The 13,209-nt window shown below is 60.0% G+C and carries 10 protein-coding genes and 2 pseudogenes; 3 read left to right on the forward strand and 9 right to left on the reverse strand.

Features of this window, described 5'->3' with window-relative positions; genetic code table 11:
- Nucleotides 1–64: 64 nt before the first annotated feature.
- The 5 genes from gltP to BBI10_RS08330 all read right to left on the reverse strand — a co-directional run bounded on the left by gltP (nt 65) and on the right by BBI10_RS08330 (nt 4,229).
- The gene (gltP, locus tag BBI10_RS08310; RefSeq protein WP_065987919.1) at nt 65–1,396 is read right to left on the reverse strand and encodes a glutamate/aspartate:proton symporter GltP; all 1,332 of its coding nucleotides are present in this window, start codon (nt 1,394–1,396) and stop codon (nt 65–67) included.
- 698 nt (nt 1,397–2,094) lie between these two features.
- A complete protein-coding gene (locus tag BBI10_RS08315; RefSeq protein ID WP_065987921.1) occupies nt 2,095–2,562 on the reverse strand; it encodes an inhibitor of vertebrate lysozyme family protein in 468 nt (155 codons plus the stop codon).
- A 2-nt stretch (nt 2,563–2,564) separates the two neighbouring features.
- Entirely contained in the window at nt 2,565–2,729 is a 165-nt protein-coding gene (locus BBI10_RS08320; RefSeq protein WP_002555679.1) for a DUF1328 domain-containing protein, read from the reverse strand.
- Nucleotides 2,730–2,817: 88 nt separating this feature from the next.
- On the reverse strand, nt 2,818–3,102 hold the full coding sequence (locus BBI10_RS08325; protein WP_065987923.1) for a hypothetical protein: 285 nt from the start codon (nt 3,100–3,102) through the stop codon (nt 2,818–2,820).
- A gap of 272 nt (nt 3,103–3,374) precedes the next feature.
- Nucleotides 3,375–4,229, reverse strand: a complete 855-nt coding sequence (locus BBI10_RS08330) for a BON domain-containing protein (protein ID WP_065987925.1) — start codon at nt 4,227–4,229, stop codon at nt 3,375–3,377.
- Nucleotides 4,230–4,484: 255 nt separating this feature from the next.
- On the opposite strand from BBI10_RS08330, the gene algB reads away from it, so the two are divergent.
- From algB to BBI10_RS28545, 3 genes and pseudogenes are all read left to right on the forward strand, one after another.
- A complete protein-coding gene (algB, locus tag BBI10_RS08335; RefSeq protein ID WP_065987926.1) occupies nt 4,485–5,831 on the forward strand; it encodes a sigma-54-dependent response regulator transcription factor AlgB in 1,347 nt (448 codons plus the stop codon).
- Between the two features lie 10 nt (nt 5,832–5,841).
- Nucleotides 5,842–7,243: pseudogene (locus BBI10_RS08340) on the forward strand (KinB sensor domain-containing domain); the annotation flags it as partial.
- Between the two features lie 77 nt (nt 7,244–7,320).
- Nucleotides 7,321–7,629 (forward strand): annotated as a pseudogene (locus BBI10_RS28545) (sensor histidine kinase); the annotation flags it as partial.
- Nucleotides 7,630–7,644: 15 nt separating this feature from the next.
- On the opposite strand, the gene BBI10_RS08345 reads toward BBI10_RS28545, so the two are convergent.
- From BBI10_RS08345 to BBI10_RS08360, 4 genes are all read right to left on the reverse strand, one after another.
- The gene (locus BBI10_RS08345; RefSeq protein ID WP_065987933.1) at nt 7,645–9,264 is read right to left on the reverse strand and encodes an EAL domain-containing protein; all 1,620 of its coding nucleotides are present in this window, start codon (nt 9,262–9,264) and stop codon (nt 7,645–7,647) included.
- Between the two features lie 91 nt (nt 9,265–9,355).
- Nucleotides 9,356–10,132, reverse strand: a complete 777-nt coding sequence (locus tag BBI10_RS08350; protein WP_065987935.1) for an N-acetylmuramoyl-L-alanine amidase — start codon at nt 10,130–10,132, stop codon at nt 9,356–9,358.
- 100 nt (nt 10,133–10,232) lie between these two features.
- Entirely contained in the window at nt 10,233–12,323 is a 2,091-nt protein-coding gene (locus tag BBI10_RS08355; RefSeq protein ID WP_065987937.1) for a GGDEF domain-containing protein, read from the reverse strand.
- The gene (locus BBI10_RS08360) at nt 12,320–13,201 is read right to left on the reverse strand and encodes an endonuclease/exonuclease/phosphatase family protein (RefSeq protein ID WP_065987938.1); all 882 of its coding nucleotides are present in this window, start codon (nt 13,199–13,201) and stop codon (nt 12,320–12,322) included. Before BBI10_RS08360 ends, BBI10_RS08355 begins: the two co-directional genes overlap by 4 nt.
- Nucleotides 13,202–13,209: the final 8 nt, after the last annotated feature.

A 13,209-nucleotide genomic window follows, 5' to 3' on the forward strand; every position in this document is an offset into this window, starting at 1 on the left:
GGCGGGGGCAGAAACAACAAACCCCGGCCGGGGCCAGGGTTTGATGATTCACGCCAGACAGTGATTACTCGACCGTCGATTGACCCGCCGGCAGAGGGTCCTTGCCACGCCAGTGCGGCAGGGAGTTCCAGTAGCGCTCGCCTTTGGCGTCGTCGTACATGCCTTCCCAGCGCGAGATCACTAACACAGCCAGTGCGTTGCCGATCACGTTCAGCGCTGTGCGCGCCATGTCCATGATGCGGTCGACGCCGGCAATGAACGCCAGGCCTTCCAGCGGAATGCCCACGCTACCCAGGGTTGCCAGGAGCACCACAAACGATACGCCCGGCACACCGGCGATGCCTTTGGAGGTCACCATCAGGGTCAGGACGAGCATCAACTGCTGGCCGATCGACAGATCAATGCCGTACAGCTGCGCGATGAACAGCGCTGCGATGCTTTGATACAGCGTCGAACCGTCGAGGTTGAACGAGTAGCCGGTGGGCACCACGAAGCTGCTGATGGCTTTGGGCGCGCCGTACGCCTCCATCTTCTCGATCACGCGCGGCAGCACGGTTTCGGAGCTGGCGGTGGAGTAGGCCAGCACCAGTTCGTCTTTGAAGATGCGCATCAGCTTGAGCACCGAGAAGCCGAACAGGCGCGCAATCAGGCCCAGCACCACGAAGGCAAAGAAGGCGATGGCGACGTACACCAGAATCACCAGCTTGGCCAACGGCAGCAGCGAGGCGAAGCCAAAGTTGGCGACGGTCACGGCGATCAGTGCGAATACGCCGATTGGCGCGTAGTTCATGATCATGTGGGTGACCTTGAACATGGTCTCCGAAACGCCCTGGAAGACCTTCACCAGCGGATCACGCACTTCGGCATTCAGGCTCGACAGACCCAGCCCGAAGAACACCGAGAAGAAGATGATCGGCAGCATGTCGCCACGGGCAACCGCCGCGAAAATGTTCGACGGAATGAGGTTGAGGATCGTCGCAACGAAGGCATGGTCATGCTGCACTTCAGCGGTGGTCTTCTGGTACTGCGAGATGTCCACCGTGCCCAGGGTGCTCATGTCGATGCCAGTGCCGGGATGGAAGACGTTGGCCAGCAGCAGACCGACGACAATGGCAATCGTGGTGACGATTTCAAAATAGAGAATGGTCTTCAGACCGATACGGCCGAGCTTCTTGGCGTCGCCAACGCCTGCGATACCGACGACCAGGGATGAGATCACAATCGGGATAACGATCATCTTGATCAGGCGGATAAAGATGTCGCCCGCTGGCTGCAGCACATTGCTGATCCACCAGGCTTTCTCGGTGCTGAAATGGTTCAGAACGGCGCCAATGGCGATGCCGAGTACCAGGCCGATGAGGATCTGCCAGGCGAGGCTCAGTTTTGCCTTCTTCATGTCATTACCTTGTTGTCGATGCCGGGACATCCCCCAACCACACGTTCATCATTGCGCTTGCCAGCAAGCGCGACGCCGCGGTCGCCGTCAGGACTGTCTCGTGAGTGGCCGCAGGCGAGCATCCGAGCTCTGAGCAGGCGAAAAAGGCGCAACTATTCCCACGGTGACCGTCATCGTCTAATGCCGTAAACGACTACCCCATGCCGAATCGGCATGATGAAAATCAATCACTTACGCTGCTTTGCGCCAAAAGAGGGCGGATTTGCCTGACACAGGAATGCTGAGAAGTGGCTAATACGTCGCCTGCAGCGGATTTGCTTACGGTTTTGCGCCGAGGCGAAGGATGGCGCAAGGACGGCAGACAGCCGTTCAAAAGAGGGATTTCCGGGCGATATACGGTCGTAGGAAACGTGGAAGAGGCTATGTAGGACGCTTGAGGGCGGGCGACTTTGGAGGGAATAGCGATCGTTTGCGCCTCACAAGTCCACGGTCGATAGAGGCTAAGACCGTATCGGACGATGGACTTGTGTTGCGGCTTGCCTGACCCGGCCCACGCGTGGGAGTACTCCTTGTACACCTAGGACGCTTCAATCACTCCGTTGATCGTAACGCCCCGGCCCCTTGGTCATACGCGCACCGTCTTCGGGCTGCGCGTCTATCAGGAAGGTCTGTCAGGGACAGGTCTCCCGTCATTCGAATCAATACCAGTTCGGATCTTTCTTGAGCTGTTCTTTCAGAAGGCCTTGCATGCCTTCATCCGGCTTGCCCAAAAACCGGTAATCCGCATGGCGCGTGGGTGATTTGTCTGCGGGAAGTCCCGCAGGCACTTCGACCAACATCGCGTACGCATGGGACTTGTTCAGGCTGAACGCCACAATGAGTCGCTTGGTGCGGCAAGTGTCCTGGGTTTCGCAGAGCGGCCCTACCAAGTACTTGTCGCCGTCTTCGGTCACGGCATTCATCTGCTCAGCGGCGCCGGAGAGATTGATCACCCAATCGGGCAGTCGCTCTTCCTTCTTCACTACGCTCGACCACGTTTCGCGGTACTCGGAATCCGAGCTCAAAAGCTCGTTCACCCGAGATTGACCGTCGTTGGCCGCCATAGCTGTAACGCTGGCGCTCCCAAGGAGCGCCAGTATTAGTGCATGGAAATGCTTGAAGCCCATATTCAGCCTCGGCCGCGACGGCCAAAGAAGAACGACACCACGAACATAACCAGGAAGACCACGAACAGGATCTTGGCAATACCGGTAGCAGTACCTGCGATACCACCAAAACCAAGGACGGCTGCAACGATAGCGATGATCAGAAATGTGATTGCCCAACTCAACATGGTGAATCTCCTTACTGTTTATTGATTTTTTGCTACGTCGAGGCGTCGGGATGACCCTCGGGGTAGATCGCGTCTTCGACCCGGAGGATCAGAAAACCCAGCTTTGCTGACGTGGCGCTTCATCAGTAGTAGCGGCCGCGTCATCAACTTGCATGCTCAGGGCCACATCCGAGGCTTTCAACGCACTTGCCTTGGCAAAGGGTACGGTGTAAGCGTGGGAATAGTGCGCCTGAGTCACTTCATGATTCTGATTCCAGTGATTGAACTGCTGCACAACAATAAGCGTGATCATCAACGCCAGACTGGCAAACAGACCTTGCTGCAACTGCAGAGGGGAGATACGCAGTTTGTTGGCGAGATGTTGAGCGTTCATTCAGCTGACTCCTGGCAATCTTGTCGGCCGTCTGTCCGGGCCTTTGTTATCAGGGATATTGCACGCTGTGTGCCAGCTTTCAGATAACCAATAAATCCTTATAAATCAAAGAGTTAAATTGCCTACTCAGAAGTGTCGTACACGCAAGCTGCACGATTGAACATTTGCCATCGTGCGGAATGCACGAATGTCCCGACACCACGTGTGCGACCGAATTCATTCCGGATGCGAATTATGTTCTGACATCCGTCGTTCGGCCGCCGTGCAAGGCTCTAACCCGCACTGCGCGCTGTCACACGCAGGGTGTCGGCGTCTACACCTTTGACCCCGCGGATGTTGCGCGCGATCTCGACCGCCAATTCCTTCTCGGCGTAGTTAGCCACCACCCCGTCCAGCGTCACTACACCGTTTTTGGTCTCGACCTTGATGTTCAAACCGTCGAGGGTGCGGCTATATATAAGACTGGATTTCACCTTGCTGGTGATCCATGCGTCGCTGAACTCTTCGCGAACACTGTTGGCCTGCTGCTCGCTTTGCTCCTTGATCGCCTGAGTATCCCGCGCGCTGACGCTGATGAGGTTGTTCACCTCCGTCACGCCGTCCGTGTTGGTGGCCAGGCTTCCGGCCAACAGCTTGGCCTCCGCGTCTTTCGCCTGGCCCTTGAGGGTGACGACCCCCTGGGCGGCGCTGACGTCGATATTCAACGCCTCTGTCACGCTGTTCCACAGCAGCTTGGATTTGATGGTTGCAGTCAGCGTCGCGTCGTTGAAGCGCTGAGCCATGGTGGCTTTGGTGCCCGGATCGGCAGCGACCTGCGGGTCGATCTCAAGCTGGTTATCGACCTTGTTGATTCCCTGAATGTCGCCCGCTATCTGCGCCGCCAGATCCTTGTCGACTTGGTTCTCGACCTTTCCCTTGAGGGTCGCAGTGCCTTGTTCCACGTCCACGCTGATCTTGAACGGGCTCAAATGCCGGTTAAGGGCAAAGGCGGTCCAGATCGAACCCTCCTGGCGCGCCTCGGCCAGCTGGGTCTGCAGATCGGCGGCTGCCGCGTGGGCGATGACGGGCGTCAGTCCGAGCAGGCTGGCAGTGGTAATGGCCAGGGCGATCTTCTTCAACGTGGGCATGGGAATCTCCAGACAATTGCAAAAAGTTACCCCTGGACAGACTGGTCTTTCGCCCAGATGTTCGGCGCGGCCTGATTTTGCCTGGACAAGGATCCGTGCTGACCACTGGGGACATGAGCTGTCATGGATCAGCGCATGACGGCTTTTTCAGAAGATCGCTACCATGCAGCGCAAAGAATCAATCAGAATGAACCATGCAACTTGCCCGATGTTTCCGGGACTAACACAGACTATTCATTGAGGAGCGTAGGAAACATGGAAGCAGCCGCTGAGAATCAGGGCCGTATTCTGCTCGTGGATGATGAGTCCGCCATCCTTCGCACCTTCCGTTATTGCCTGGAAGATGAAGGCTACAGCGTAGCCACCGCCAACAGCGCGGCGCAGGCGGAATCGCTGTTGCAGCGTCAGGTATTCGACGTATGTTTCCTCGACCTGCGTCTGGGTGAGGACAACGGGCTGGATGTTCTGGCGCAAATGCGCGTGCAGGCGCCCTGGATGCGCGTGGTGATTGTCACCGCGCACTCGGCCGTCGACACTGCCGTGGATGCGATCCAGGCCGGCGCTGCCGATTATCTGGTCAAGCCCTGCAGTCCGGATCAACTGCGCCTCGCCACCGCCAAGCAGCTCGAAGTCCGCCAGTTGTCCGCGCGACTTGAAGCCCTTGAAGGCGAAGTTCGCAAACCTAAAGACGGCCTGGATTCCCACAGCCCGTCGATGATGGCGATCCTCGAAACCGCCCGCCAGGTCGCCAACACCGACGCCAACATCCTTATTCTCGGTGAATCCGGTACGGGTAAGGGCGAATTGGCCCGGGCGATTCACGGCTGGAGCAAGCGCGCCAAAAAGGCCTGCGTGACCATCAACTGCCCATCCCTCACCGCCGAGTTGATGGAAAGCGAGCTGTTCGGCCATAGCCGCGGCGCCTTCACCGGTGCCAGCGAGAGCACACTCGGTCGGGTGAATCAGGCAGACGGCGGCACATTGTTCCTTGATGAAATCGGCGACTTCCCGCTCACGCTGCAGCCAAAATTGCTGCGTTTCATTCAGGACAAGGAATATGAACGCGTCGGTGACCCGGTGACCCGTCGCGCTGACGTGCGCATTTTGGCGGCGACTAACCTGAACCTCGAAGACATGGTCCGCGAAGGGCGCTTCCGCGAGGATCTGTTGTATCGCCTGAACGTGATTACCCTGAATCTGCCCCCTTTGCGCGAGCGAAGCGAAGACATCCTGACGCTGGCAGACCGCTTCCTGGCGCGCTTCGTCAAGGAATACAGCCGCCCGGCGCGCGGCTTCAGCGAGCAGGCCCGCAGCGCGCTGCTCAACTACCGCTGGCCCGGCAACATCCGCGAGCTGCGCAACGTGATCGAGCGGGCGAGCATTATCTGCCCGCAGGAAAAAGTCGAAATCACCCACCTCGGCATGGCCGAACAGCCAGCCAACAATGCCCCGCGCGTCGGCGCAGCGTTGAGCCTTGATGAGCTGGAGAAAGCCCACATCGGCGCGGTACTGGCCACCAGCGATACGTTGGATCAAGCCGCACGCACACTGGGCATCGACGCATCGACGCTGTACCGAAAACGTAAGCAGTACAACCTGTGACAGGGCGCCGATGATGTTTGCGATGAAGTTGCGCACCCGACTCTTTCTGAGTATTTCGGCCCTCATCACCGTCGCCCTCTTAGGGTTGGTGCTGGGGCTCGTCAGCGTTATGCAGATGGCCAAATCTCAGGAATCGTCGATTCGGCACAACTTCACCACACTCGATATCGGCCTGAAGCTGCGACAGAACCTGGGCGATCAGTTGGTCCTGCTGCTTCAGGAAAGCCCTGATCAGGCGGATATCAAGCGCAACCAGGAACAGTTCCAGAACCTGCTTGATCAGGGCATCGAACATGATCAGCAAACCGGCGTTCCCAGCGGGTTCGAAACGGCCCGGGTGAACTATGCCCGCTTCGTCAAAACCATCGAGCAGTCCAGCGCACATGGTGACGCGATCCGCGACGATGAGGCCGTGACCGAGGCGTTCAACACGTTGCGCAATGGTCTGCTCGACGCCCACCGCCAGGCGCTTGAGAACATCAGCCAGGCAGAAAGCGCCTCAAGATCGCGAGCGCTCTGGGTCTCGGCGTTGCTGGGATTGGTGGGGCTGGCAGTGCTGGTTATCGGTTTCGTCACCGCCCACGGCATCGCCCGGCGCTTCGGTGGTCCGATCGAGCAGTTGGCCAAGGCGGCGGACCGGATTGCCCAAGGTGATTTCGACGTCACGCTGCCCACGTCCTCATCTGACGAAATGAATCTGCTCACTCACCGTTTCGGCATGATGGCCGACGCCCTGCGCCAACATCAGAAAACCAACGTCGATGAGTTGCTCGCCGGTCAGCAGCGTCTGCAGGCGGTGCTGGACAGCATCGACGACGGCTTGCTGATGATCGACCGCCAGGGGCGGCTTGAACACCTGAACCCCGTCGCGCAACGGCAGTTGGGCTGGGAAGAAAGTCGCCTGGGCCAAGGGCTCGGCGAAGCGCTGCAACGTCCGGAACTGGACGAACAGCTTTACCTGGTATTGCGCGGTGGCACGCTGGAACGGGCGCCCGATGACCTATCCATCGAGATCGACGGCGAAGTTCGTCTGCTCACCTATAGCCTCACGCCGGTCAGCCACACCAAAGGGCACATCGTCGGCGCCGTGATGGTGCTGCACGACGTCACCGAACAGCGGGCGTTCGAGCGCGTGCGCAGTGAGTTCGTGCTACGGGCCTCCCACGAGTTGCGCACGCCCGTCACCGGCATGCACATGGCCTTCGGACTGCTTCAGGAACGCGTGCATTTCCCGCCGGACTCGCGCGAGAAGGACCTGCTCGACACCGTTAACGAAGAAATGCAGCGGCTGATGCAGCTGATCAACGACCTGCTCAACTTCTCGCGCTATCAGAACGGTCTGCAAAAGCTGGCACTCGAGCCCTGTGATATCAGTGAATTGCTCGAGTCGGCGCGTCAGCGCTTCGCCGACACCGCCCATGACCAGGACGTCATGGTGCTATTGGAAACCCAAGAGCCGCTGCCACGGGTACAGGCGGACAAAGCGCAGCTCGACCGGGTGCTCGATAATCTGCTTGATAACGCCCTGCGCCATACCCCGAAATCCGGCCTGATCCGCCTGCAGGCAAGGCGTCATGGCGAGCGCTTGATCATCAGCGTGGAAGACAACGGCGAGGGCATTGCCTACGGCCAGCAGGCCCGGATCTTCGAGCCGTTCGTTCAGGTTGGACGCAAGAAAGGCGGCGCAGGCCTGGGGCTGGCGTTGTGCAAGGAAATCGTTCAGTTGCACGGCGGACGCATGGGCGTTTACTCCCGACCGGGGCAGGGCACGCAGTTTTACATGGCGCTGCCGCTGTAATACGGTCTCGCTGGACTACGCCACATCATCCGCACGACGCCCGGCGCTGCGCCTGCCCCCGGTAACCAGTTCGGTGAACTTGGTCGCGCTCAGCGGCCGTGCGAACAGCCAGCCCTGGCCGTAAATCACCCCTTCGCTTTTCAGCAGCATTGCTTGGGACTCAAACTCGATGCCTTCGGCGATCACCCGCAGTTGCAGCGCATGGGCCATGCGAATGATGTGCGGCGCCACGCCACTGCTGGCGGCATCGTGACCTAGGGCGTCAATGAACGCTTTGTCGATTTTCAGGCAATCCACCGGCAACGTCTGCAGATAGGCCAGGCTGCAATAGCCGGTGCCGAAATCATCGATCAGCACCTGATGGCCCCGATCGCGCAGCGCCTGAAGATGGTTGCGGGCGACCACCACGTCCACCAAACCGCGCTCGGTGACTTCAAACGCGATCTGCCGAGGCGCTACCCGGTGCAACGCCAGCAGCTTCGCCGTCACCCGACCGATGCGTGGGGCCATGACGTCGCACGCTGCCAGATTGACCGATACGTACAGGTGCGGATTGGCGCGTAACAGATGGCCCAGCTGTTCAAGCAACTGCTGAAGCACGAAGTCGGTGATCTGGCGGATCTGCCCGGTGTTTTCCGCCAGCGGGATAAAGAGGTCAGGGCTGGTCAGCGTGCCGTCCGGTCGACGCCAGCGCACCAGGGCCTCAGCGCCCACGCACAGCCGGGTATTGAGGTCGAAAATGGGCTGATACAAAACCTTCAGCTCGCCGCGGCGCAGTGCTCCATGCAGCTCACCGCCCAGCGACTGACGCTGACGCACCAGTTGCAGAACGAGAATGCCGATGAACAATGAAATCAACAGACTGGCCGGGACCAGCAGCCACCACGCACCGGTGATCTTCTGTTGCAAGGCACTGCGCGGCGTTATCAAGACCAGTTGATACTCCGGGCTCTGGGTCGGCATCCGGTAGACGAGTTTGTCCTGAGTGGTCATCAGCGTTTCGGTGGAGGTCGGCGACCATTCCGGTGTGGGCGGCCATGCCTGAGCGGGGCCCAGGACCGGGACTGCTTTGGACCCGCGATCGAGCACCACGACCAGACTGCCGCCCGCCGGCAGGTCGACGACGTCAGTCAAATGGCCGCGGGAGGTGGACACACGAAACTCCCCGCGCCCAAGCATCAATGAAGCCAGGTTGTCGTCAGGCTGGGTGGAGGTGTTGAGCCAGTAGTCGTAGGTAGGGCCCCGAATGTCCGGTGGCCTGGGCTTGCCAATCAGGCTCTGCCGCGTCCAGCTGGAGCAGAACTGGCTTTCGTTGACGTACGCCGCTTCGTAGATAAAACGGTAGCGCGAGTTCACCTGACGCAACTGCCCGATCATCTCAGGGCTGCATCCGCGCAACGATTGCGCTTCAAGCTGATCGAGCCCGGCCCTCAACTGGCCAAATAACTGCTCCAGCCGCACCAGAAAGCGCTCGCCCTGAGCATTCATCTGCGCACGTTCGTCCTGCCGGGCCTGATGCATCGCCAGCCCGAAGCTGCCCGCCAGCAGGATGGCCGCGCTTAACAGCGCGGCCATTAATGCCAGAAGCCAGGGACGATAAAGGAAAGAGCGCAGTCGCGGCGTCGCCGTGAGCATCGACAGTCATCCAGAGGGTGGGATTTCCATAACCACTGAGGTATAGCAACAAGCGCAGCAATAGCCCGGAAAAAAGCGACATTAGCGGAATTTAGTGCTTGAAGTTAAGTACTTGCAGAATAGCCGCACTTTGCAGATCCGGCTCACCGTCAAATTTCTGTGGTCGGTAGTGCATCTGGAACGCAGCCAGCGTGTGACGTGTCGCAATGTCCAGCTCTCCGGTCTGCGGCGTCGGGTAACCCAGCAGCGCCAATTGCTGCTGAAACCACACGATATTTGGCACGACGCCCATCAGTTGCGTCTGACGCTGTGCGACTTGCTGTTCATCCGGCCAGATTCCCAGACCTTCCTGGGCCAGCCGCTTCCAAGGGAACAACGGGCCCGGATCGAGCTTGCGCAGGGGCGCGATGTCACTGTGGCCAATGACGTGGCGCGGTTCGATGTGATTGCGTTTGACGATGTCTTTGAGCAGCACGATCAGCGCTTGAATCTGCGCCTCGCTGTAGTGATACCAAAGCCGGCCGGTGGGCGTGTCGCGGTAGCCCGGGTTGACGATCTCGATGCCGATGCTGCTTGAGTTGAGCCAGGTGCGCCCGTCCCATTCGCTTTCGCCGGCATGCCACGCGCGCTGGGATTCGTCGACCAGCTTGTAGGTGGTGGCTGGACCGTCGCCGATCAGGTAATGCGCGCTGACCTCACCGTGGGTCAGCAATGCCAACGACCGATCGAGGGAGGCAGAGGTGTAATGGACCACAACAAACTGCACGCGACTGTCGAAATTGACGGAAGGATGGCTGGTATCGATCTTCGGACCGCTGCTGCAAGCGCTCAGCAGCAACAACAGAAACAGGGCAGAAATAGACTTCATGGGGGCACGACGTGTAGGCAAATAATGCAACAGTGTAACGTAACGTCGGTGACGCATTCAAAAATGCATCATCCCCACGCAGCCAACCAGACGAACCGTCTCAGCCCTGCTCGATGCGGTTTCGCCCCTCGTCCTTGGCGCGGTACAGCGCCTGGTCAGCACGCTTGAGCACAACATCACTGCGCTCACCCTGGGAGAACGCCGTGATGCCCATGGACACCGTGACCGTCACCCGCTCGCCCTTGAAGTGAAACGGGCACTGTTCGATGCCTTCGCGCAGACGCTCCAGCAGCGCCAACCCCTCATCCATCGGCGTGGTCGGCAGCAGGAGCACGAACTCTTCCCCGCCAAATCGCGCAATGAAGTCCGAAGCCCGCAATCGCTTTCGCAGCTGACCGGCGATGATCTTCAGCACCTTGTCACCCGCCAGATGCCCGTAGCCGTCGTTGATACGCTTGAAGTGATCCAGGTCGAGGATGCCGAGCAGCAGGCTTGATTGCTTACGCTGCAGCTGGTCGATCTCTTGCTCCAGCCGCTCGTTCCATGCCGCGCGGTTTGGCAGGCCTGTCAACGTATCGATCAGGGCCTTTTGCCGTTGCTCTTCCAGATGAACCCGGAAGCCCAGCGCCTCCTGCTCCATGGTGGCCACGCGACTGGAGAGGGCTTGCAGGCGGGTAGCGACTTCCTGCTCGCGTTGATCGCGTTGCTGCTGATGGTGATCCATGGTGCCAATCAGCCCTTCGAGGCGCCTCTCCAGCACCTGCTTCAAGCTGTCGAGATCGGCCGCCTGCTGCACGCTGATTTGCAGGTCATCGACGTGCTCGCGCAGTTGATGGTCCAGTTGCCGTGACGCCGATTGCTGATCGGCATGGTTTTCGCTGGCTGCCAGCAAGCCACTCTGGAACGACTCAAGCCGCTCATTGAGCTGTTTGAGATAGGCCTCGAATTCATGCTGGCCGCTGTCAGTGACGGCGAGCATCAGCACAGCAAGGTCGTCGAGGATCGGCAGCAGTTCGTACCAGTTCAGCCCATGCTCAAGCCGGGCGCGCATGGCATCGGCTTGCGCACGATGGTGTTCGGGCAGCGTCAGTTCGTCGAGCAGGCCCAGTAGCGTTTCTTCGATGTGGGCGGCGACCGAGCTGTAACTTGGCTCGGGCGAGGAGGGCAACGCGTAGGGGCTGTCTTCTTCGGCGGCGGTCTCATCAGGCTCGTCGTCTTCAGCGAGGATATCGATGTCGTCGGCAATGACGATGACTTCAGCAGTCTCGTCAGGGTCCGGAGCGGGCGCTTCAGCCGCAGGCTCTGCTGGTTGTTCGGCTGGAGCCTCATCGGCTAGAGGCTGCGTGACGTCAGCGGCGTCAGGGGTGCGGAGCGATACTTCGGGCTCTTCGTCTGTCTGGGCCGGCTCGGGCTCGGACTCGGACATTACCCGCTCGACTGCAACTTCCGGGTGGGACTCCGGGATGGCGCGCTCAGGCTCTTGGGCGACAGGCTGGGGAACCGGCGGGACGGTGCTGCGAAGTTCCGCCTCCAGTTCGGTGTTCTCTGGGGCAGCCTCCGGCATGGCGGATGAATGCTGCAGCGCATCATCAGAAACCTGCACCCCGGCCGGTTCGTTAACTGGATGGGCCAACGGGGCTGAATCATCACCTTCGCTGCCAGCCTCACGGTGACTGCCGAACAATCGCTGCAGAAAACCCGGACGGGACGCTTCATCCGGGTGTTCGATCTGCGACAGCGCCTGCCCTTGAAGTCCGCTCAACTCGCTTAACAGCAGCGGCAGCTCACGGGCCTGATTGATGCGATCTTCCAGGCCCTTGGCGAATCGCTTGAGCGGCTTGCTGACGTCCTTCGGCAACGGCAATGCCTGCAGTTGCGCGACCAACGACGTCAACGCCGTGCCCATTTGCTCGACGCGCTGCTCGCGACGCTGCTCGGATTCCAGCACCGCTTTTTCCAGGCGCGGAATCAAGGCGGCCAGGCCTGCGTCCATGTCGTCCTTGCGAACAATCTCACGCATTTCCTTCATGCATGCATCAACGGCCTTGTCGGCACCTTCGGCCGCCAGGCTGCTGCGCACGAGGCCTCGACGCAGCAAGTCGAGCCGCGCATTCCAGCGCCGCTCCAGTTTGTCTTGCTGCTCGATGCCCTTGAGGTACTTTTCTTTCCAGCGCTGCGCTTCGTCGGTCATTCCACAGGTCCGCGAGGAGATGTGCTTGTTATCGGCAGCGAGTCACCGATTAATGAGGCCGGCAAGCGAATCTCCACCGCGACGGGCAGATGATCGGAAATGGGCTGGGCCAGCACCTGCACTTTTTCAAGGGTCAGGGTCGGGCTCAGGAGGATGTGGTCCAGGCATCGCTGGGGACGCCAACTGGGGAAAGTCGCCTCAACCTGCGGGGCAAGCAAGCCGAGATCGCGCAGTGGCGAGGTTTGCAGCAGGTCATTGGCGTGGGTGTTCATGTCGCCCATCAGCACCTGATGCCGATAGCCGCCAATCAGCTCGCGAATGTACGCCAGCTGCCGTGTGCGGGTCCGTGCGCCCAGTGCCAGATGCATCACCACCACGACCAGTGCATCCGGACCTTCGCCGAAACGAACGAGAATGGCGCCACGCCCGGCCGGGCCCGGTAGCGGATGGTCTTCGATGTCCCACGGACGCAAACGGCTGAGCACGCCATTACTGTGCTGGGCAAGGCGCCCGAGGTTTCGATTGAGTTGCTGATGCCAGTACGGAAACGAACCGAGCTGGGCGAGGTGTTCGACCTGATTGATGTAGCCCGAGCGCAGGCTGCCACCGTCGGCTTCCTGCAACGCGACCAGATCATAGTCACGCAGCAGATCGCCGATTTTCTGCAGGTTCCCGGCTCGACCGTTGTGGGGCAGCAGATGCTGCCACCCCCGGGTCAGGTAGTGCCGGTAGCGTTCGGTGCTGTTGCCCACCTGGATGTTGAAGCTGAGCAGGCGAAGCCGACCGTCGGCCGGCAGGCCCGTCTCGTGAAGATGATGCTCGTTGACCTTCGGCGTGTGCCGGGCAACGACCCGTTCAGTAGTTCCCCAGCGCGCCATGGTCAGCC

Origin of the sequence: Pseudomonas graminis, assembly GCF_001705435.1 — a bacterium.
In the GTDB taxonomy this organism is placed as follows: Bacteria; Pseudomonadota; Gammaproteobacteria; order Pseudomonadales; family Pseudomonadaceae; genus Aquipseudomonas; species Aquipseudomonas graminis_B.